Raw genomic sequence first — 20,779 nt, forward strand, 5'->3', positions numbered from 1 at the left:
ACTTTTAGAATCATTTATGTAGTGCAAATTGTTTGATTGCGTGATAACGCGGGGTTTCTCTCGGGCGTATTTCATATAGAGTCATACAAGAAACCTCTATCACGTATGGCTCTTTGCGTAAAGGCGCTTGTTCTGCAAAAGAGTGGTCCGCGTTCCATTTGCGCGCAATCGTCATATGCGGATGAAACGGTCTCTTTTCAACAGGATGTCCTGCTGACAATACGGCTTCTTTCACCTTTTCTCTTAATTGCATGAGTGGTTCACTTTCATCAGGTTTTGCAAAAAAGACTCTCGGGCGTTCCTTCGTGCCAAACTGTCCGACCTCATTCAGCTCTAGTGAAAATGCAGTGGCTTCCTTTGAGAGGATCTCAAGCAGCTCGATGATCTTCTTTAAGCGCTCATCTGGAATGGCACCTAAAAAGATCAAGGTCACATGATAATCATGTGGTGCTGTCCACTTTTGAAAAGACAGTCCGCTTCTTTGATCAATGTCTTTTTTGATTTGATGCGCAAGTTGTTCAGGGATGTGAACCCCAATAAAATAATGACGGTTTTCTGACACAATATCACCTGTCCTTTTATAACAAACTTTACGAATCCCCATTGATGATAGTATAACTAAAGAAATGCGGAATGAGAAGAAAGGGTGTCACATGATGAAGGTTGCACAAAATATAGCGGAGCTGATTGGCGATACACCACTTGTTCAATTACAGCGGCTTCAGCCAGACAATGCGGCAGCTGTTTATTTAAAGCTGGAATCGTTTAATCCTAGCGGCAGTGTGAAGGACCGCGCTGCTTACAATATGATCGTCGAGGCTGAAAGGCAAGGGAAGCTTACAAAAGGAGCGACCATTATTGAACCGACGAGTGGGAATACAGGGATTGGTTTAGCTATGAATGCAGCAGCTAGAGGGTATCAAGCCATCCTTGTGATGCCTGATACGATGACAAAGGAACGAATCAATATTTTGAAGGCTTACGGGGCGCAGGTCGTTTTAACCCCAGGGGAAGAAAAAATGCCAGGCTGTATTCGCAAGGCAGAGGAGCTGGCAGCTCAAATTCCTCATAGCTTTATCCCAATGCAATTTGATAATAGAGCGAATCCAGATGCACATAGAGGCACAACGGCTGTTGAAATCATAGAAGCTGTCAAGCAACTTGGAAAGCCCCTTGGAGCCTTTGTCGCAACAGCAGGAACTGGCGGAACCATTACAGGAACTGGTGAGGAATTAAAGAAAGCATTCCCTCATTTGACCATACGTGTGGCAGAGCCGAAGGGATCTCCAGTCTTATCTGGCGGGACACCTGGCAAACATAAACTTGTTGGCACAAGCCCAGGATTTATTCCCAAAATTTTAAACGAGCATGTCTATGATGAAATCGTGCAAGTAAGCGATGAAGATGCGTACAATATCACACGTCAGCTTGCCCGTATTGAAGGAATTTTAGTTGGTCCATCCTCTGGTGCAGCCTGCTATGCTGCGATTGAAACAGCCAAGCAATTGCCGGCAGATCAAATGGTGATCTGTATGACAGCAGATACAGGCGAACGATACTTATCAAGTGATGTTTTTCAAGATTAAAAAAGGAACAGGGTCATGAATCCCTGTTCCTTTCAGATTGTTGACAAAGGGCTAAAATGATCTTGATTTTAGCCCTTTGTCTTCTTTTCAGCGTGATAGAAAACCTTTGCAGCCCTAGGAAGGGCGAGCACCGGAACGGAGCGAATTTGACATTCGTGAGTACCGGCGCGCAGGACTGACACCGAATGCGAGGGTTTGTCTACATGCTGTTTCAAGGCTAGGACGATTTGTCGGACTTCACCTCAGCCTGCTCCCCTGTGATGAGTAAAGCCTGCTCATCAGTAAGCGGGCATAAATCGAGCGTCTGCTCATACTGCTCCATGATTTGCTGCGCAGCCTCGCCTAAATAGGTATTGTACATATGCGGTACCGGACAGTAGCTTATCTCATTGAATCCTTGATAAGATGAAAGCTCTGGTGCCTTCTGCCGATCATCCATCACGGAGATATATTCAATGCTTGGCGCCATGATGATACTCCCTGCGGATTCGCCAATGTACAGCTTGCCTTTATTGATTTCTTCTTTTAGCACGTCATCGAGACCATGCTTTCTCAATTCCTGCAGCAAATAGAAGGTGTTGCCTCCTGATACGTACACCACATCATTTTGTTTTATCATCTTTATGATTTCTTCGGTAGACTGCTCAGCTATTTGAACGATTTCTAGCTGCATACCGAGTTGATGAAAGGCTTCTTTCGCTGCCTCCACATAGTGCGTGACTTCTTCCACAGCACTAGCTGTTGGGAAAAATGTCACGCGTTTTCCTTTTAATGATTCACCCGTAAAGTCAGATAAGAGAGAATAGCTGTCTTTGAATGAAGAGCATAAGAACATTTTTTTCACTGTGAATCCCTCTTCTCTTTTTCTATTTTGCCAATTCATACATGGCTTGTGCGTATAGAGCGGTTGCTCTTAGTAGATCATCGATTTCGATATATTCATCCTTCTGGTGTGCGCAATCTGGTCTGCCAGGGAAGAGAGGACCAAAGGCAACGCCTGCTTCTAAAGATCTCGCATACGTTCCTCCACCAATGGCAATCAGGTGAGCTGGATCTCCCGTTTGTTCCTCATATACCCGCTGCAATGTTTTGACAAGCGGGTGATCTTTTGAGACGTGATGCGGGGGGCTGTCATCAAATTTTAGAAGGGTAGCCCCTTTGATGCCTTCGATCCCTTTTTTAACGTCCTTGCCGTCTGCTGTCACTGGATAGCGGACATTTAATCCTAGCTTCGCTTCCCCGCTTTGTGTATAGCGGATCGTGCCAACATTCAAGGTCAAATCTCCGCTAATGTCATCTTTGCAAGCAATCCCCAGCTTTTTCCCTCGTGTATCCTGATCAAATAAAGCGTTGATTTGGGAGGTAAAAGCAAGCCCGTCTTCATCTAATTCTTGTCCACATAGGAAATTGGCCATATGAATGCCCGCATTGATGCCATGCGCCGGCTCCATAGCATGAACTGATTCACCTTTTAATGTGAAATGCAGTCCATCCGCTACATTCTTTACCTCACCTGATAATTGATTGTCAGCAAGATAAGCTTCAAAAGCTGTTTTTAATGATTCAGCATCGTGTTCTTGTGCCGCTGTCACAGTGGCAGTTGCCTCATCCGGCACCATATTCAGCCGCATACCCGATGTGAATTGCTTGAGCGTATAGCGCTGATGTTGTTCTGTATGTTGATATGTAAATGACACAATGGCATCAATGATCCCTTTTTCAGCATGAATAATCGGAAAATCAGCATCTGGTGCAAATCCAATTTGCGGCATCGCCTCGTGCTTGAAATAATGGTCCACACAGCGCCAATCACTTTCTTCATCTGTTCCAATGATCATTCGAATCTTTTTTGACAGCTTCATCCCTGTATCTTTTAACATCTTCAGTGCGTAGAAAGCCGCCATGGTTGGCCCTTTATCATCAATTGCGCCTCGTGCAAATATTTTATTTTCTCTTATGTCCGCTGAAAATGGCGGGGTTGTCCAGCCGTCACCAGCAGGCACAACGTCCACATGGCATAGCACACCTACAATGTCTTCGCCTTCTCCATATTCAATATGACCAGCATAGCCATCCACATTCTTGACTGTGAATCCTTCGTCTTCCCCTTTTTTCAGCATATACTGAAGGGCCTGATCGACTTTTTCACCAAATGGCTTTCCTTCTTTTCCACCTTCTTCATCAAGGACACTTTCAATTTGTAAAAAAGATTGTGTGTCCTCAATCAAATCGTCTTTTTTTCGTATGACTTCAGCTTCCCAATTCATTTTTCCATTCCTCCTTGAAAAAAGGTTGCAATCCACCCTTAAAACGAATATTATATTAATTGTTTTGTAATAATGTTCGTAAATGGAGGATTTTATGTTTCAGTTAAAAGAAAACCAAACCAACATAAAGAGAGAATTAATCGCTGGTATGACGACATTCTTTACTATGGTATATATTGTTGCCGTTAACCCAGGAATTCTTTCAAAAGCAGGCATTCCTTTTGACCAAGTCTTTACTGCAACAATTATCGCTGCTGTCGTCGGTACACTCTGGATGGCACTATTTGCAAACTATCCGATTGCGATTGCACCAGGCATGGGGCTGAATGTCTATTTCACCTTTACAGTTGTCGGTGGTGGCGGCATCAGCTATCAAACAGCGTTCAGTGCGGTATTTGTTGCTGGAATACTCTTTATTATTTTATCGTTAACATCCCTTAGAAAACAACTGATTCAAGCCATTCCAGATAATTTAAAATACGGCATTACAGCCGGAATCGGGCTTTTTATTGCATTTATCGGCCTCCGTCAGTCTGGGATTATCGCAGCTGACCCGGAAAATTTAGTGAAGCTTGGCAACTTAAGCTCGCCTGTTGTCATTTTAACGCTTGTCGGCTTAATGATCTCTGTTATTTTAATGGTACTTCAAGTAAATGGCGCTCTGTTTATCGGCATGTTAGCGACGACACTGATTGCGGTCGTAACAGGCCAGCTTCATTTTCCGAAAATGCTGATGGACATCCCTGCACTACCAGAAGGCATGCTGATTACAAACCCATTCGCTGCCTTCGGCGATGTATTCTCTCATCATTTATACGCTGTCGTCTTCTCCTTCTTACTAGTGACGATTTTTGATACAACGGGCACAATGATCGGAGTGGCCGAACAAGCAGGACTCATGAAAAATGGGCAGCTGCCAAAGGTACGCAGAGCCCTGCTCGCTGACTCTGCTGCAACGACGATCGGTTCTATGTTTGGAACAAGCCCAACAACAGCTTATATTGAATCATCATCTGGGGTTGCTGCTGGCGGAAGAACTGGACTCACTTCTTTAACGGTCGCTGCACTGTTTATTGTGGCATTGTTTTTCGGTCCGCTCGTTCAGGCCATTTCTTCTTTACCATCCATCACATCACCTGTTCTCATCATTGTCGGGTGCTTGATGATGAACTCCGTGTCACGCATTCGCTGGAACGAGCTAGACGAAGCATTCCCTGCTTTTCTAGTGATCCTTTCCATGCCGCTGACATCTAGTATTTCAACCGGAATTTCACTTGGATTTATTTCATATCCACTTGTGAAACTGGCAAAAGGGAAATGGAGAGAAGTACATGTACTTGTTCTCATCTTTGCCATTTTATTTTTCATTCAGCTCTTTTTCTTAGAAGGATAACAGAAACAAAAAAGGCACATTCTAACAAGGGATGTGTCTTTTTAAGATGAGTGAATTTTTTATTTTGTAAATTTTCTGTGTTTCATTTTTGGACGTTTGAATGTGACAGTATTCACCATACGCCTTACGCCCATTGGGTTGTAACCGAATTCAAAACATGGTATATACCATGTTTCGATTCATGAAGACAAGTTAAATAACATGTAAAGTTGACTTTTTGGTGGAACTAGATGCATAATAACGTGTATAATAGAATAAAACATTAAGAAACACGAACATTTACCATTGTTGCATGTCCTTATTTCGCAGTTTTAGTGTAGTAAGTTGTGGTTAGTCAAGTCCATCCGATCTTATTGATAGGGAGTGGTTTTTTGAAACCTTCAACAAACCGTATGATGACTCGAATAAAATCAGTCTATATGTTCATTCAAGAGAAAGGTCTTGTGACGACACAAGAGCTGGTTGATGAATTCGGGATCACACCTAGAACCATTCAAAGAGACTTAAACGTGCTTGCCTATAACGATCTTGTTCATAGTCCAAGCAGAGGCAAATGGGAAACAACGAGAAAAAAAGTAAAAATATCATCTTAAGCGTATAATGAACTGTCCATATAACAAAAAGAACCGGCGACATGCCGGTTCTTTTCTTTTGTTCTACATTTATGGTCGATTGATTAAGCTGTCTAATTCTTCGTCCGTCAATTCACGGTACTCCCCTGGCGCTAGATCTTCATCTAAAGAGACAGCCCCCATCGAGCGTCTTTTTAAAAAGATGACTTCATTTCCCACTGCTTGCGCCATCAGCTTCACTTGATGGTACTTTCCTTCAGTAATTGTTAAACGAATGCATGTATCTTCACTTTCATTCGCATCTACTTCAACCTTTGCCGGCTTCGTGCGGTAATCATCTAAAATGACAACACCCTCTTCAAGACGCTTGATATCTTGATCTCCTAATGGATATTTCAAATGAACCTCGTACGTTTTTGGCACATGCTTTTTTGGAGAAAGTAATTGATGAGCAAGCTGTCCATCGTTTGTGAGGAGGAGAAGACCGACTGTATCCTTGTCTAGTCTCCCGACAGGAAATGGCTCCCTTGCGATATCCTCCGGCTCAAGTAAATCGACGACCGTTTCATCCCGCAAATCTTCAGTAGCTGAGATGACCCCATCCGGTTTGTTCATCATTAAGTAAATGAATTCTTTATATTCTACACGCTCTCCGTGTACGAGCACTTCATCATTCGATGGATCAACATGATCTTTCACCTGCTTCGCCAGTTCTCCATTCACGGTGACTGCCCGTGCCTTGACCAGCTTCTTTACATCTTTTCTTGAACCAAAGCCGCTGCTAGCAAGCAATTTATCAAGCCTCATGAAACTCCACCTCTTCTTAACTCTTTTTTCTTAAAAATTTCGGCATACGGCTGCCGAGTACACGCTCAAGTAATCCTACCTTATATGACAAGAACAGATACACACCGCCGCCAGTGATCATTGAAATCAAAATGACGATACCCGCGTTAATAATTCCACCTTCATACGAAATCACTTGGCTCACAAGCTGACATGTCGCATACGCCACTACAGCCATAATCGCAGTCAAAATACCAATGAGAATAAATCGTTTGAAAATCCTGCGGAACGAATAGCCGGCATGGCGCTTAATCATGATAAACATATACAAGATGGACGCACTATAGCCTAACGCAGTCGCAAGCACAGAACCATTTCCTTGCAGCCAGCTGATTAGCGGAATGTTCAGAACCGTTTTAATGATGATCCCTAACAACAGACTGACGATGGCAAATTTTTGTTTATTAATTCCCTGCAAAATCGCTGCATTAATGGTGAATAAAGAAAACAATAACGCAACAGGTGCATACCAGAACAAAATTGACATCCCAATCTCAGGATGAACAGACGGATAGAAAAACCAATAAACCGGTCCAGCTAATGCCGAGATACCAAATGAAGCAGGCAGCACGAAAAATAATATGACCTGCATCGTCTGATCAATTTGTCTATTGAGCAGCTTGTAGTTACGAGCTGTAAATGATTCCGTAATCGTTGGAATCAAGGTTAAGCCAAACGCTGTTGCAAGGGACACAGGAATCATCACGAGCTTCGGTAAATATAACGTCACAATAGACAATACCGCTGTACTAATATCCTGATGGCCTGATGCAATCATGGCTTTGTTAATCGTGTTTGTATCTATATAAGAATAAATTGGAATCGCCAGTCCAACAAACACATACGGTGCGGCATAGCTAAATAGCTCTGTAAACATTTGCTTATAAGATAAGTCAGAGGAAGCACCTGTATTCGGCTGCATGGATAAGAGCCGATCCTTGCGCTTCAGCCAATATAAATAAAGCGTGAATAAGCCGCCAAATGCGCCGATAAGTGCTGCAAATGTAGCATATCCGACAGCGATGACAAGACCGCCGTCAAGCACTTTTAAAATAATAAACGTTGCTGTTAATAGGAAGATGATTCTGACAAGCTGCTCGATGACTTGGGAAACAGCTGTCGGTCCCATCATAGAGTGTCCTTGGAAGAACCCTCGCACGAGACTCATAATTGGTACAACCAAAAGACCTAAACTGACCATCCGAATCACATATACCACTTGGTCGACGGTCAAACCGCCTGTTTCATTTGATCCGCCAAGCTGAATCTTGGCGAAAATTGGTGCACTCAAATATAAAAGAGAAAAAGCGATAATCCCGGTGACAAGCATGACCGACATACCCGCCCTGAACATTTTTCTTGTTGTCTCATAATCGCCAATTGCATTATATTTAGAAACAAATTTTGATACCGCTGTTGGAAAACCAAGCGTAGCAATACTTAAAAAGATCGTATACTGATTGTATCCATATTGAAATAGCGCTCCACCAGTAGCTCCAACCATTGCGCTAAATGGAATTAAATAAATCATACCAAGAATACGAGAGAGATAAGTCCCTATCGTTAAAACCAACGTACCACGAAGCAGTTTATTAGACATGCGCTTAACCACCATTTTTCTAATGAATATTCAACTCAACTATTTTACCACATCATTTCGACGCACAGGTAACAAATCCAATACAGAAGGCACAAAACCAATCAATTCATATTTCAGCCTTCCCCAATTTTCGTTATAATAGATGAATGACTGAAAGTAGAAAGAGGAATGTAACATGAAACATTATGATGTCATTGTCATTGGCGGTGGACCTTCTGGACTGATGGCCGCTATTGCATCAGCAGAGCACGGTGCAACTGTTCTGTTAATTGACAAAGGAACCAAGCTTGGCAGAAAGCTCGCCATTTCTGGCGGTGGACGCTGTAACGTCACCAATCGCCTTCCAGTAGAAGAAATCATCAAGCATATTCCCGGAAACGGCCGTTTTTTATATAGTGCATTTTCTGAGTTCAATAACGAGGATATTATTTCGTTTTTTGAAAACCTCGGCATTGAACTTAAAGAAGAAGACCATGGACGTATGTTCCCTGTCTCAAACAAAGCACAATCTGTTGTGGATGCCCTTTTAGACAGGCTCCGTAACCTCAATGTGACCATTCGAACGAATGAGAAGATTAAAACAGTTCTGTATCAAGACGGACAAGCAGCCGGAATTGTTACAAATAATGATGAAAAAATTTCAAGTAACGCTGTTGTGATTGCTGTTGGCGGAAAAAGTGTGCCGCATACTGGTTCTACTGGTGACGGCTACGCATGGGCAGAAGCCGCTGGTCATACGATTACAGAGCTCTTCCCAACAGAAGTACCGGTCACATCAGATGAACGTTTTATAAAAGAAAAAGTGCTCCAAGGGCTTTCTTTAAGAAGTGTGGCTGTCAGCGTTTTAAATAAAAAGGGAAAACCCGTCGTCACACATGTCATGGATATGATCTTTACACACTTTGGCTTATCCGGCCCAGCTGTTCTTAGATGCAGCGGATTTGTGGTGAAAGAATTGAAAAAGCAGCAGGTCGTCCGTCTGCAAATAGACTTATATCCGAAGCTTAATGACGAAGAGCTTTTCCAAAAGCTTCATCGAGACCTAAAAGACGAACCAAAAAAAGCCATTAAAAATGTCCTAAAGTCTTGGATGCAAGAACGCTATTTATTGTTTTTGTTAGAGAGGAACGGTATAGATCCGCAAGACACTTTTTCTGGTCTTGCTAAAGACAAACTGCGCGCATTCGCCCATGATTGCAAACATTTTATCGTTCATGCCAATGGTACGCTCTCCTTGGACAAAGCGTTTGTTACAGGAGGCGGCGTTTCTGTGAAAGAAATTGAACCGAAGAAAATGGCGTCTAAAAAAATGCCCGGTCTTTATTTCTGCGGAGAAATTCTAGACATTCATGGTTATACAGGCGGATACAATATCACGTCAGCACTTGTGACTGGCAGGCTTGCTGGTATGAATGCTGCACTAGAAGCAAAGGAGAGAGATCAATGATCAGACGTGCATTTCCAATTGTATTTGCAGTCGTTATTAGCTTGACAGCCGCTTTTTTCTTGAAGCTGTCCATTACCCCATTAAAAGTTGCCATTGTGTTGGCGTTTACCATCTTCGCTGTTTGTTTAAAAGAATACGTTTATCGTCTTCGTAAACGTATTGAAGAAAAATCATCTTCACATATCGATAGTTGATTAATGGAAGCAAAACATGTTACGGTAAAGTAGAGGTCGAGTGAGAAGCTCGCCTCTTTTTGTTTGAAATTAGTTGAGTTAGGGGATATTAAGTAAATCCTCTGCTTAAACGTGTAGAACAACAGGAGAGTGAGATGGTGTGAAAAACGTATCAAGTGTATTTTGGATTGTGATTGCGATCACATTTGTTGCCGTCATATGGGGAGCTTTTTCTCCAGAAACACTGCAAAATGTCACAGATCAAATTCAAACATACATTACAAATGACTTTGGCTGGTATTACTTGTTAGTGGTGTCACTACTCGTCGGCTTTTGTCTATTCTTTATTTTTAGCCCAATCGGTAAGATTACGCTAGGAAAACCTGGGGAAGAGCCTGAATTCGGCTTATTTTCTTGGTTTGCGATGCTATTTAGTGCCGGTATGGGAATTGGTCTTGTTTTTTACGGAGCAGCTGAACCGATCAGCCACTATGCCATCCAATCACCAACGGGTGATACTGAAACGGCGCAGGCATTCCGAGATTCCCTTCGATATACTTTTTTCCATTGGGGGCTTCATGCATGGGCTATTTATGCCATTGTTGCACTTTGTATTGCTTACTTTAAATTTAGAAAAGATGCACCTGGCTTAATCAGTGCAACGTTGCAGCCGGTTTTAGGAAATAAAACGAATGGATGGATCGGAAAAACCATCGATTGTATTGCGGTATTTGCAACTGTAGTTGGTGTTGCGACAAGCCTAGGATTAGGCGCGGCACAAATAAACGGTGGATTGAATTACCTGTTTCAAATTCCGAATGCTTTTAGCACACAATTGATCATTATCATGATTGTGACGGTGCTTTTCCTTGCATCTGCTCTAAGCGGGATTGGAAAAGGCATTAAATATTTAAGTAATATCAACATGGTATTAGCAGCTGTTCTGATGTTTTTCTTACTTTTGGTAGGTCCAACTGTTTTTATCTTAAATTCATTTACTGACTCAATTGGGCAATACTTATCCAACATCGTTCAAATGAGCTTCCGTCTATCTCCAAATGATCCTGAGAAGAGAGAATGGATTAATGGATGGACAATCTTTTATTGGGCATGGTGGATTTCTTGGGCACCATTTGTCGGAATCTTTATCGCAAGGGTGTCACGCGGACGAACGATTCGAGAATTTTTAGTAGGTGTCTTAGTGGCTCCTTCTATCCTAGTATTCCTATGGTTCTCGATTTTCGGTGTATCTGCGATGGATTTACAGCAAAAGAATATTGTCGATGTTGCGGGTCTATCAACAGAAACAATGCTCTTCGGTGTACTAAATGAATATCCGCTGGCGATGATCACATCGATTCTAGCACTTATTTTAATCGCTATATTCTTTATTACATCGGCTGATTCAGCTACATTTGTGCTTGGAATGCAGACAACCTATGGATCATTGAACCCTTCTGGCAGTGTCAAAGTTAGCTGGGGTATCATCCAATCTTCTGTTGCTGCCGTACTTTTATTTTCAGGGGGACTTGAAGCCCTGCAAAATACAGCCAAGCTCGCTGCCTTGCCGTTCTCCGTTGTCATTATTTTGATGATTGTCTCACTGTACAAGTCACTGAATGATGAACGAAGAGCCATCAAGCAAGCCAATAAAGTCAGTAAACCACGAAGTCCAAGAGTAAAAAAAGCATAATCTCAAGCGAAAAAGCCGTTCCTCATAAGAACGGCTTTCAGATTGTTGACAAAGGGCTAAAATGATGTTTATTTTAGCCCTTTGTCTTCTTTTCAGCGTGATAGAAAACCTTTGCAGTCTAGGAAGGACGAGCACCGGAACGGAGCGAATTTAACATTCGTGAGTACCGACGCGCAGGACTGACACCGAATGCGAGGGTTTGTCTACACGCTGAAAGCCGTTCCTCATAAGAACGGCTTTTTTCTATATAGACAATTTAAGATTGTTGCAAGCAGGAGGATTCCTGTAAAATAATAATGAAATCATTTCTACAATGGAGGTTTATATGACGCTGCCTACATTCAAGTACAACCCAGATCCAGTTTCGTTAAACGTGATCAAAAAAGAGCCTACGACATGTCCTGTTTGTGAAAAAGATAGAGAATATGTGTATCATGGTCCATTTTATTCTGTTGAAGGTGTGAAAGGAATTTGCCCTTGGTGCATTAAAGATGGTTCAGCCGCTAAAAAATACGATGGCACCTTTCAAGACGATGCAAGTTGTGATGACGTTGAGCAAGAGGAATATATAGATGAACTGATCTTTAGAACGCCAGGTTATCGCGGCTGGCAGCAGGAATATTGGTTAAGCCATTGCGGAGATTTTTGCGCGATCGTCCAGTATGTCGGTTGGAAAGAGATAGAACATTTAGAGGAAGAGCTCACAGAAGATATCGAAGACATTTGCAGCGGCGGAGGATTAACGAAAGAAAACCTAAAACAATGGCTCGTCAACGGCGGAGATCTGCAAGGCTATCTCTTTCAATGTGTTCACTGCAACAAGCATCGTTTATATATTGACGCTAGTTAAACAAAGTAAAAGGACCCTTCAAATAGGTCCTATTTTTTATATAAAATGAGGGCAGAAAAACAGTAGAGCTGTTCTCCTCCTTGCTCACAGATCACTGCTACATTGTACTTGATGTCAATGATTTGGTCGTCATCCATTCCTTTTAAAAAAAGATTGATTTCGCTCTGCAAATCTTTTTCGTGCTCTTCATCAAAGACAGCTACCTTTAGCACATATGCCACTCTCCCTTCTCTCGCTACTCTATCTTTATGCACATGAGGGCGGGCATATGAACAAAAAAAGCCTTTCATCTATAAGATGAAAGGACTTCTGTTTACAGCTTCGGTTTTGTTTCTCCTGTCCAAGCAAGCATTCCGCCAACGACATTGGTCGCTTGATAGCCTTGGTCTTCTAGGAAATAGCAGACATTTTCACTACGTTTACCAGAGCGGCAAATAATATAATACTCCTGCGTTTGATCGAATGCATCCAGTTTCTCAGGGATATCTCCCATTCGGATGTGGACAGCTTCTGGAATCATTCCTTCTGCTACTTCCTCGTCCTCACGCACATCAACAAGCTGAATGGCTTCTTCTTGCTCTAGCTTTTGTTTTAATTCTTCTATTGAGATTTCTTTTACTGACACGACGCTCATCTCTCCTTTTAATCACAGTGACACCATTATAGCAAATGAACCCCATTACTGTGTATTCACCCGCTTCGATTGCAGGAAAGACGGCAGGCGTTTCTTTACTTCGGCTGTCTGCTGCTCACTTTCAAACTCTACTTTTTTGAATACTTGATAGGCGAGCCACATATGACCATAGGCGAGTATACTCACACTAAAGAACGGCACAATTCCCGGCAAATAAGCAAAGAGAACAAACAGCAGAGCCGAGAAAACGAGCATACAGAGTGTATATTGCAAATATGAGATACCAAGCAAAAGAGAGAATTTCAGATAGAGACGTTTTTTCCAATCATAATGAGCCAGCAGCGGAAAAATATAAAACAAGCTCACAACAAAGAGAAATCCAAAGATATAAATGGCAAAACGAAGCACATGCAAAAACCAGCTCGTTGGATAAATATACGCAAGGTCTACATATATAATCGTTCCTATGATCAATAGCGCCAATCCAATCAAGTTAGAGCGTACAAACTCCTCACGGTACACCTTCCAAAAAGTCCGGAAAACGCTCACTTGCTCATGCCCTTGTATCCACTTTCTCATCACCGAAAATAACGCAGTGGTCGCAGGCATCAATCCAAAGATCCCAAGTCCCAGCATGGTGAACAGCAACCATAGCAAATTTGTATAGGCGAGTCGCATCACCCACTCACACATTCGAAGCATTCTGCTCATTGAACCATCATGATCCATCTCTTTCCCCTCCTCTCTTTTTTTATGACACCGTCTCTTTATGAAGCAACTCTTCTATGTCAATTGGGCGCTTCTCTGCAACAGACCGCCACATGCCTTCCCCAAGTGCAATTGAATAAGCACCAGCCTCTGCCCCTGCTGATATGTCATAGTGAATTAAAGGATCTTTCCCGATAAATAAATCGGCCAAAAGCAGAGGATCTCCGCCGCCATGTCCTCCTGGCTGCTTCACAACTTCAATCGTCTCTTTTGCTCCAAACATCGGATAATAAGAAATCGTCTGTTCTGGGAATTGAAAAGGAATTCTTGATGGCACATGAAACTCATTTGTTTCAATACGCCCCTTCGTCCCATTTATAGCAAGCCGGTATCCTTCGTAGGGTGCTGAGAATTGAATCGAATAGCTGAAGAGAGCCCCTTGGTCATATGCCACTGATGCCACATATGTATCCTCAATGTCAATTTCCTCATCAAAAATACAGGCGTCTGGGCGATAATTGGTGTATTGCTGCGTTTGCTCCTGACCGGATTCAATATGATCGTCCTCGACATTTGAGCGTACTACCCTCGGATTCCACCTTGCTTCATAATGACATGTATCCTTCACATGACATGTTCCGCAATACCTGTTTTCTTCCCCCTGCAAAGGATTCCAAGGACTTTTATCTCCGTAATAGTTCAGCGCCCCGTAGGCAAATACTTGCTTCGGCTTTTGATTGATCCACCAATTGACCAAATCAAAATGATGCGTCGATTTATGAATGGATAGTCCGCCAGAGAATTGCCGCGTGCGGTTCCACCTTTTGAAATAACTAGCGCCATGATACGTATCAATGAGCCAGCTCAGTTCAACAGATGTGACCCTACCAATCTTTCCTTCTAAAATGAGTTCTTTGATCTTTCGATGAAATGGATTGTAGCGATAATTGAAAGTGACTGTGACCTTTCCTTTACTTTCCTTTTCTTTTTCCATTACTTTTTTGGCGTCTTTTGCTGTTGTGACCATTGGCTTTTCAGTGATGACATCGAGATCATGGCCAAGTGCTTGCAAAATATAGGTGACATGTGTGTCATCCCTGCCTGCCACAATGACGATATCTGGCTTTGCTTCCTTCACCATTTGGTCAAATGCCTCTTCATGAAAAAACGAGACGCCCCGCAGTGATGGAAAACGCTCCTGACAAAGTGTATACCGATGATGATCTATATCTAAAAGCCCTGTAATCCTGTAATGCTCATTGAAATCCTCTGTGAGCGGTTTAATAAACATATTGAACGCACGATGACTGAGTCCGCAAACCACGACCCGTTTCACAGGCCCCACCCCTTTTTCTATCGATTTTCACGAAGCTGTTTCATGAGAGACAGCGCCTCTTTAGACTTGTCTGCATACACGGGAATAAAAGCGACCATATCTCGATGTAATCGAAAGGTATAGCCGTTTAGCTTTTTCGTGCCTTTACTAACTTGAACCGCATAATCAACCGTTTCACCTGTCCTTTGATCCTCGATCGTATATGGCCCTGCCGCTTGATCATCAATACCCATCTCTTCAAGCAGCTGAAAGCTTTCAGGATCATCATATGTTCGAAACATTTCTTCCGGGACAAGCATGATGTCCCCCTCTTTGGCGGTAATTTCAACAAGAAGCTTTTCGGGAATCGCCGGGAAGATGTGGACGCTATACGTTTCTTGTTCCGTTTGAAAAGCCTTCTCGACTAATTGATCCTTCATCCCCTTTGACATGTCAGAAAAAATCAGAACATCGATACCGTTTGTTTTCCCATGACAGGCTGACAAACAAAAGGCAGCGATAAAGCTGAGGAGCCATGCCACAGCCCTTTTTTGCCTCTTCATGCCTTTTGAAAAACAGGCAGCTTCTCTAGCTCAGTTAACGCCATAATAAAAGCGCCTGCCCCGTGTAAATCATTTGTGCTTCTTTCTCTACCGACGTAGTAATCATAAAATCCAGCGGATGTTCCGATACATATATCATTGATGGTAAGATCACCGTTTTCTGTCACAGCCGTCTTATGCTGAATTAAGCCTTGGTAAGCTTTCACCACATGATCTGTGTAGCGGGGGCTGACATACCCTTCGTTCATGGCTTTTGCCATGGCGTACATGAATAAACACGATCCAGAGCTTTCAAGCCAATTGTCGCTATGAGTACCTTTATCAATGATTTGATGCCAGAGACCTGTGTCTTGATCCTGGTACCTAGCTACACTCTCCAGCATGTCTGTCAGCGTTTCCTTCCACATCTTTCGCCCTTCATGCTGCTCTGGCAGATCCTCGATCATATCTGCTAATGCAAGGACATACCAGCCAAATGACCTTGCCCAAAACTCGGGAGAACAGCCTGTCTTTTGATCAGCCCATGGCATCACTTTTCGTTCGTCCCACGCGTGATAATACAGACCTGTTTTTTCATCTTTTGTATGCTTTCTCATGAGATGCTCTTGCTGGATCACCATATCCACCAGTTCCTCTTCATCTTTCAGCTTTGCATACTTTAAGGCAAAAGGTCCGCCCATGTAGAGACCATCCAGCCACATTTGATAAGCATAATTGTCTTTATGCCAAAATCCGCCCTCAGATGTGCGATTCAATGTGCGATAAAGCCCGCGGAGCTTCTCCGCTGCCAGCACATACCGCTTCTCTCCTGTTCGTTCATAAAGAGGGAATAAAATGAGCCCAGCTTGGATCGCATCAAGCTCATCTCTTCGAAATAACAGGTTTCCATACTCATCAATGAGCGAATCTGCGTAGCTTTTCACATAATTGAAATACGTCTCGTTCCACGTTGACTCATATAGCTTCATCACACCGCAAAGAAAAACGCCTTGATGATAATGCCATCTTCCAGCTGGAGGTAGCTCGATTGGTGTATGCGCTTTCATAATTGTTTGTGCTAATTTCTCTGCATGCTCAAGTGGTGATCCCTTTTTAGTCGATAATGTCATTCTTTTTCATCTCCCTTTTTAGTAAATACCTTCTTCCCCAAATTTCTTCGCTAAACGGTTCGCCAGCATAACCAAAATGAGTCCAACGGCTGCTTTAAATAGACCAACAGCGGTACTATAGCTGAATTGCCCTTGCTTAAGACCAGCTGTATAAACGTACGTATCAAAGATTTCTGCTACTTCCCGGTTCGTTGCATTGAGTAATAAATAGACATGCTCAAAGCCAAGCTCTAATGTGTCACCAATTTTTAAAATAAGCAGAACGACAATCACACTTTTAATGGCAGGGAGCGTAATGTGCCACATTTGTCTCAGTCTGCCGGCTCCATCCATTTTCGCTGCTTCATATAGCTGCGGATCTACCGCTGTAATCGCCGCAAGGTAAATGATCGTCGACCAGCCTGCTTCCCGCCAGATTACTTGTAAAATGTACATCGGCCTGAACCATTCCTGACTAAGAAGGAAGTTAATCTTTTCCCCTCCAAAGAAAGCAATTAATTCATTGATTAACCCACCATCTACTGTTAACAAAACAAAGGATAAGGACACGACAATCACCCATGACATGAAGTGAGGAATGTATATCATCGTCTGCACAAATTTCTTAAACAATGCCAATCTGACCTCGTTTAAAAGCAGGGCCAATAAGATCGGAATTGGAAAGAAAATCACGACATTCATGGCAAATAAAATCAGTGTATTTTTTAATAAGATGAAAAATGTTGGTTCTGTAAACAATCGAATAAAGTGTTTGAAGCCAACCCACTCACTACCGAGAATACCGAGAAACGGCTGGTAATCTTGAAAGGCAATGATCAGCCCCCACATCGGCACATATTTAAAGACAAGAAAATAAATGAGCCCTGGCAAAATCATGACATACAAAAACTTTTGACTAAACATTTGATTAAGTAAGCGCTTTCTTCTTTCTTTTTTCAAAGCTGCCGCAGGCACACCCTTGGCAGTAACATCCTCTGTTTTCATAGATAAAGCCTCCCCTCATGCTGGTGCATGTGTTAACTGTATCTTAAGGATGAAAAATCCGTCTACAATCATATCATCAGATCATATTTACTTAGGGGAAGCTACTCAAAACGTTACATAAAACATGAGAAAATGATCCTAATCTCAGAAAATGATTATTGACAAACCTACCAAATTTTTGGATTAATAAATAAAGAGGAAAAGATTGTTCCGTTTGAAATGGGGGGTTTTATGAAAAGAAGGCAATATAAATTTTATTACAAGCTCGTCACGTTTTTTTTCATGCTTAGTACGATTCCTGTCATCATTGTCGGTATTTTTTCTTATCAGCATTCACAAAAAACAGCACTCGAAAATATCTCAAATGAAAAGCTGGACAGCGTTAAACAAACGCAATCCAATATTGAGCATATTTTAAAGACAGTTGATCACTCTCTCACTCACTATGTCAGTTCGCCGCCTCTCCTTCAAACACTGGCAGAACCTTTAAATCCAGACCAATTCCAGCTTTATAATCAAGTACAGCAGGAACTGAACTACCTGCAAACCTTTGACACCGATCTTTCCAATATTACGCTCGTCAGTAAAATGGAAGACTGGTACATGAACAATTCGGGGCTTTATCATGTCACAAGCGGGGACCAAGAGAAAGCGCTCACCTCTTACCTCAATATTCCGAGTCATTCCAGCTGGGCACTTGAAGAGAATAATCCACTTGTTGTGACAAAGGAAGGAAAGGCCTCCTTTTGCAAATACAATGTGAACTTAATCAAACAACTCCCTATGAACAGTGTCCAGAAAAAAGGGATCGCTGTCGCCAGCATTCCCAGCTGCACGATTGCTGACAATATGCCTGACTTCTCTCAATCTGACAGTATGTTTGTCATTGATACTAACGGAAAAGTGCTGTTACATAACCGCAAAGAACAAATTGGTGAATCCTTGAAAAATCAAGAGTTCGTCAAGCATGTCCTATCGCGTGAAAAACGCTCAGGTCAATTTAACATGAAGATCGAGGAACTAAACTATCAAATTACGTTTCAAAAATCAGACTATAACGAATGGACGTACCTATCCTTTGTTTCCATACCAGAACTCAAGGCACAAACGAAATCAATTGGGTGGATCACCTTTATTATCTGCTTTATTTTGTTAGCGCTTTCATTGTTATTTTCATGGTTTGGGTCCAGACATTTTTATAAACCAATCCGCTTGTTATACGAGTCCTTTGCACGCAATGAATCCTTTTTGCAAAAGCAGCCTTTTCAAAATGAATTTGAGTTGATTGAGTCGAGTATTAAACAAATGAAGGATCAAAACAATGATTTAGAGGAACGTATTGAGCAGCAAGTCACGCACCTCCAGCAATACTTTATGGTGCGGCTATTGCTCGGAAAGCTGACAGAAGAAGAAATTAACAACCGGTTCCAAAGTTTAGGCTTCCCTCAGGACTGGTCTCACTTATCCATGCTTGTGACCCAAATTGATACGCTAAAAGGGACACCTTATGAAAAAAAGGATGCTGACTTACTTTTATTTGCGATCAATGGACTCATTGAGCAGATTATTCCGCAAGAGGAGCACCTTCAGCCAACAGTTGTCAATCAGCATCAAACGACGATTATCCTAAATCACTCAAAGTCAGATGAAGAGTTTACTGAATATTTAAACCAATTAGCGGAAACGACTCAGCTACGTATCGAGGAAGAGCTTGGTTTATCGATCAGCATCGGAATCAGCCGTCAGTTTCAGGAGCTCACGATGGCAAAACAGGCTTACATTGAAGGAAAAGAGGCCTTAAAATACAGACTCAAAGCAGAGAAAAAGTCCATTATCTTATATGAACATATCCAGCAAGGAAAAACGTTTAAAACTCATTTTCCAAAGCAGCTTCAACATGATTTATTTGATGCGATGAAAGCAGGTGATCAAGGCAAGGCAGATCACTATTTACATGTGCTCCTGCAATCCATTTTCTCTAAAAATGCAGGACCGCACGAGTACCATATCGCCCTCGCCCGTTTTTTAAACAATTTGATTGAGCTGATGCATTTGCTTGGCATTGAATTATTTGAGGTCGAAGACAATAAAATGCTGTATGATACGATTTTTGAATTTAAAACGTTTGAAGATACCGAAGCATGGCTGAAACATGAGATCATTCGGCCGATTATTGACCAGCTAGGTGCACGCGAGGAATCACAATACAAAAACATCTCAGAAAAGATCATCCATATCATTCATCAAGAATTCGACTCAGATCTCACATTGGATGAAATCGCCACACGCCTGCATTACAACCCAAATTATTTAAGCAGTATCTTTAGAAAGGAAATGGATATCTCCTTTAGTGAATATCTCTCATCCTACAGACACCATGTCGCCAAAAACTGGCTCGTGGAGACCGATATGTCCGTCAAAGAAATTTCGGAAAAACTGAAATATAAAAACCCGCAAAACTTCATCCGTTCCTTCAAAAAACTAGAAGGCACGACCCCTGGCAAATACCGCGACCAGAAAAAAGGCATATAAGACAAAAAGTCCCGCTCTCATAGGAGGAAGCGGGACTTTTTTATTTAAATTGTTCATTTAAAATGCTGTCTTCTAGCACTGAAAGCGGCTCTCCGTACACACGTTCAATATGAGCTGCTCCCCAATCACATAGCGCATTCAGAATTCTTTCGAGCGACTGACCGTATTCACTTAATTCATATTCCACTTTAGGCGGTACTTGCTCATACACAATCCGGTTAATCACTCCATCACTTTCAAGCTCTCTCAGCTGCTGCGTGAGCATTTTTTGTGTGATGTTTGGCATGAGTCTCTTCAATTCACTTGTGCGTTTTTTTCCATGTGTTAAATGACATAAAATCACGCACTTCCACTTCCCGCCAATGACCTCAAGGGTCGCTTCCACGGAGATATTATATTTTTTCTTTTCCATTAAATCCTCACTCCTCTTTATACGAATAGGCACTTTTTAGTACCTATATTACAAAAAAGTACGTACTTTTTTTTTCGTCATCCATGTTAGATAAT

At 42.1% G+C, this 20,779-nt stretch carries 21 protein-coding genes; 8 read left to right on the top strand and 13 right to left on the bottom strand.

All coding sequences use genetic code 11. The features are described from left to right. Positions 1-10: 10 nt before the first annotated feature. Positions 11-562 carry an RNA 2',3'-cyclic phosphodiesterase gene (gene thpR / locus NSS78_RS13690; RefSeq protein ID WP_137055367.1) on the bottom strand — a complete coding sequence of 184 codons (552 nt, stop codon included), beginning with the start codon at positions 560-562 and terminating at the stop codon, positions 11-13. A 91-nt stretch (positions 563-653) separates the two neighbouring features. Here thpR and cysK point away from each other — a divergent pair, with 91 nt between their 5' ends. Further along, on the top strand, positions 654-1,586 hold the full coding sequence (cysK, locus tag NSS78_RS13695) for a cysteine synthase A (protein WP_212046414.1): 933 nt from the start codon (positions 654-656) through the stop codon (positions 1,584-1,586). Between the two features lie 217 nt (positions 1,587-1,803). Here the strand turns inward: cysK and NSS78_RS13700 are convergent, their stop codons facing one another. Next, a complete protein-coding gene (locus NSS78_RS13700) occupies positions 1,804-2,430 on the bottom strand; it encodes a Type 1 glutamine amidotransferase-like domain-containing protein (protein WP_003217567.1) in 627 nt (208 codons plus the stop codon). A gap of 22 nt (positions 2,431-2,452) precedes the next feature. Continuing rightward, entirely contained in the window at positions 2,453-3,853 is a 1,401-nt protein-coding gene (gene pepV, locus NSS78_RS13705; protein WP_212046415.1) for a dipeptidase PepV, read from the bottom strand. 94 nt (positions 3,854-3,947) lie between these two features. Between pepV and NSS78_RS13710 the strand changes: the two genes are divergently transcribed. Both NSS78_RS13710 and NSS78_RS13715 read left to right on the top strand, forming a co-directional pair. Further along, positions 3,948-5,246 carry an NCS2 family permease gene (locus tag NSS78_RS13710; protein WP_050943541.1) on the top strand — a complete coding sequence of 433 codons (1,299 nt, stop codon included), beginning with the start codon at positions 3,948-3,950 and terminating at the stop codon, positions 5,244-5,246. Positions 5,247-5,617: 371 nt separating this feature from the next. Continuing rightward, positions 5,618-5,839: a DeoR family transcriptional regulator gene (locus tag NSS78_RS13715; protein WP_008356419.1), complete on the top strand. Its 222-nt coding sequence runs from the start codon at positions 5,618-5,620 to the stop codon at positions 5,837-5,839. A gap of 69 nt (positions 5,840-5,908) precedes the next feature. Here the strand turns inward: NSS78_RS13715 and NSS78_RS13720 are convergent, their stop codons facing one another. Together NSS78_RS13720 and NSS78_RS13725 are read right to left on the bottom strand one after the other, a co-directional pair. Further along, positions 5,909-6,625 carry a pseudouridine synthase gene (locus NSS78_RS13720; RefSeq protein ID WP_327840767.1) on the bottom strand — a complete coding sequence of 239 codons (717 nt, stop codon included), beginning with the start codon at positions 6,623-6,625 and terminating at the stop codon, positions 5,909-5,911. Positions 6,626-6,641: 16 nt separating this feature from the next. After that, complete coding sequence (locus NSS78_RS13725; protein WP_327840766.1) at positions 6,642-8,264, bottom strand: polysaccharide biosynthesis protein; 1,623 nt, start codon at positions 8,262-8,264, stop codon at positions 6,642-6,644. Positions 8,265-8,439: 175 nt separating this feature from the next. Between NSS78_RS13725 and NSS78_RS13730 the strand changes: the two genes are divergently transcribed. The 4 genes from NSS78_RS13730 to NSS78_RS13745 all read left to right on the top strand — a co-directional run bounded on the left by NSS78_RS13730 (position 8,440) and on the right by NSS78_RS13745 (position 12,427). Then, on the top strand, positions 8,440-9,711 hold the full coding sequence (locus NSS78_RS13730) for an NAD(P)/FAD-dependent oxidoreductase (RefSeq protein WP_212046416.1): 1,272 nt from the start codon (positions 8,440-8,442) through the stop codon (positions 9,709-9,711). Beyond that, a complete protein-coding gene (locus tag NSS78_RS13735; RefSeq protein ID WP_106065786.1) occupies positions 9,708-9,905 on the top strand; it encodes a hypothetical protein in 198 nt (65 codons plus the stop codon). Before NSS78_RS13730 ends, NSS78_RS13735 begins: the two co-directional genes overlap by 4 nt. Before the next feature lie 139 nt (positions 9,906-10,044). Then, the gene (locus NSS78_RS13740; RefSeq protein ID WP_050943537.1) at positions 10,045-11,577 is read left to right on the top strand and encodes a BCCT family transporter; all 1,533 of its coding nucleotides are present in this window, start codon (positions 10,045-10,047) and stop codon (positions 11,575-11,577) included. A gap of 325 nt (positions 11,578-11,902) precedes the next feature. After that, on the top strand, positions 11,903-12,427 hold the full coding sequence (locus NSS78_RS13745; protein ID WP_050943536.1) for a CbrC family protein: 525 nt from the start codon (positions 11,903-11,905) through the stop codon (positions 12,425-12,427). Between the two features lie 29 nt (positions 12,428-12,456). Here the strand turns inward: NSS78_RS13745 and NSS78_RS13750 are convergent, their stop codons facing one another. The 7 genes from NSS78_RS13750 to NSS78_RS13780 all read right to left on the bottom strand — a co-directional run bounded on the left by NSS78_RS13750 (position 12,457) and on the right by NSS78_RS13780 (position 17,740). Then, the gene (locus NSS78_RS13750) at positions 12,457-12,639 is read right to left on the bottom strand and encodes a sporulation protein Cse60 (RefSeq protein ID WP_003217582.1); all 183 of its coding nucleotides are present in this window, start codon (positions 12,637-12,639) and stop codon (positions 12,457-12,459) included. A 101-nt stretch (positions 12,640-12,740) separates the two neighbouring features. Beyond that, positions 12,741-13,052 (bottom strand): rhodanese-like domain-containing protein, encoded by a 312-nt coding sequence (locus NSS78_RS13755; protein ID WP_003217560.1) that lies wholly within the window; start codon positions 13,050-13,052, stop codon positions 12,741-12,743. Between the two features lie 54 nt (positions 13,053-13,106). Continuing rightward, positions 13,107-13,790: a YesL family protein gene (locus tag NSS78_RS13760; protein ID WP_050943535.1), complete on the bottom strand. Its 684-nt coding sequence runs from the start codon at positions 13,788-13,790 to the stop codon at positions 13,107-13,109. A gap of 22 nt (positions 13,791-13,812) precedes the next feature. After that, positions 13,813-15,105, bottom strand: a complete 1,293-nt coding sequence (locus NSS78_RS13765; RefSeq protein ID WP_212046418.1) for a Gfo/Idh/MocA family oxidoreductase — start codon at positions 15,103-15,105, stop codon at positions 13,813-13,815. A gap of 17 nt (positions 15,106-15,122) precedes the next feature. Then, positions 15,123-15,647, bottom strand: a complete 525-nt coding sequence (locus NSS78_RS13770; RefSeq protein WP_212046419.1) for a lipoprotein YteS — start codon at positions 15,645-15,647, stop codon at positions 15,123-15,125. After that, positions 15,644-16,756, bottom strand: a complete 1,113-nt coding sequence (locus NSS78_RS13775; RefSeq protein WP_212046420.1) for a glycoside hydrolase family 105 protein — start codon at positions 16,754-16,756, stop codon at positions 15,644-15,646. Before NSS78_RS13775 ends, NSS78_RS13770 begins: the two co-directional genes overlap by 4 nt. 18 nt (positions 16,757-16,774) lie before the next feature. Continuing rightward, positions 16,775-17,740: a sugar ABC transporter permease gene (locus NSS78_RS13780; RefSeq protein ID WP_212046421.1), complete on the bottom strand. Its 966-nt coding sequence runs from the start codon at positions 17,738-17,740 to the stop codon at positions 16,775-16,777. Positions 17,741-17,971: 231 nt separating this feature from the next. Here NSS78_RS13780 and NSS78_RS13785 point away from each other — a divergent pair, with 231 nt between their 5' ends. After that, positions 17,972-20,272 (top strand): helix-turn-helix domain-containing protein, encoded by a 2,301-nt coding sequence (locus NSS78_RS13785; RefSeq protein ID WP_212046422.1) that lies wholly within the window; start codon positions 17,972-17,974, stop codon positions 20,270-20,272. A 40-nt stretch (positions 20,273-20,312) separates the two neighbouring features. Here NSS78_RS13785 and NSS78_RS13790 read toward each other — a convergent pair whose 3' ends face one another. Beyond that, positions 20,313-20,684, bottom strand: coding sequence for a winged helix-turn-helix transcriptional regulator (locus NSS78_RS13790; protein ID WP_003217763.1), 372 nt, complete (start codon positions 20,682-20,684; stop codon positions 20,313-20,315). Positions 20,685-20,779: the final 95 nt, after the last annotated feature.

Origin of the sequence: Bacillus sp. FSL W8-0920 (genome assembly GCF_038593215.1) — a bacterium.
GTDB classification, from domain to species: domain Bacteria; phylum Bacillota; class Bacilli; order Bacillales; family Bacillaceae; genus Bacillus; species Bacillus pumilus.

Bases quoted from the DNA above. Each gene is read 5' to 3' on its own strand.
- cysK (WP_212046414.1), top strand. From the start codon at position 654: ATGATGAAGGTTGCACAAAATATAGCGGAGCTGATTGGCGATACACCA.
- pepV (WP_212046415.1), bottom strand. From the start codon at position 3,853: ATGAATTGGGAAGCTGAAGTCATACGAAAAAAAGACGATTTGATTGAG.
- NSS78_RS13710 (WP_050943541.1), top strand. From the start codon at position 3,948: ATGTTTCAGTTAAAAGAAAACCAAACCAACATAAAGAGAGAATTAATC.
- NSS78_RS13720 (WP_327840767.1), bottom strand. From the start codon at position 6,625: ATGAGGCTTGATAAATTGCTTGCTAGCAGCGGCTTTGGTTCAAGAAAA.
- NSS78_RS13725 (WP_327840766.1), bottom strand. From the start codon at position 8,264: ATGTCTAATAAACTGCTTCGTGGTACGTTGGTTTTAACGATAGGGACT.
- NSS78_RS13730 (WP_212046416.1), top strand. From the start codon at position 8,440: ATGAAACATTATGATGTCATTGTCATTGGCGGTGGACCTTCTGGACTG.
- NSS78_RS13735 (WP_106065786.1), top strand. From the start codon at position 9,708: ATGATCAGACGTGCATTTCCAATTGTATTTGCAGTCGTTATTAGCTTG.
- NSS78_RS13745 (WP_050943536.1), top strand. From the start codon at position 11,903: ATGACGCTGCCTACATTCAAGTACAACCCAGATCCAGTTTCGTTAAAC.
- NSS78_RS13760 (WP_050943535.1), bottom strand. From the start codon at position 13,790: ATGGATCATGATGGTTCAATGAGCAGAATGCTTCGAATGTGTGAGTGG.
- NSS78_RS13770 (WP_212046419.1), bottom strand. From the start codon at position 15,647: ATGAAGAGGCAAAAAAGGGCTGTGGCATGGCTCCTCAGCTTTATCGCT.
- NSS78_RS13775 (WP_212046420.1), bottom strand. From the start codon at position 16,756: ATGACATTATCGACTAAAAAGGGATCACCACTTGAGCATGCAGAGAAA.
- NSS78_RS13780 (WP_212046421.1), bottom strand. From the start codon at position 17,740: ATGAAAACAGAGGATGTTACTGCCAAGGGTGTGCCTGCGGCAGCTTTG.
- NSS78_RS13785 (WP_212046422.1), top strand. From the start codon at position 17,972: ATGAAAAGAAGGCAATATAAATTTTATTACAAGCTCGTCACGTTTTTT.
- NSS78_RS13790 (WP_003217763.1), bottom strand. From the start codon at position 20,684: ATGGAAAAGAAAAAATATAATATCTCCGTGGAAGCGACCCTTGAGGTC.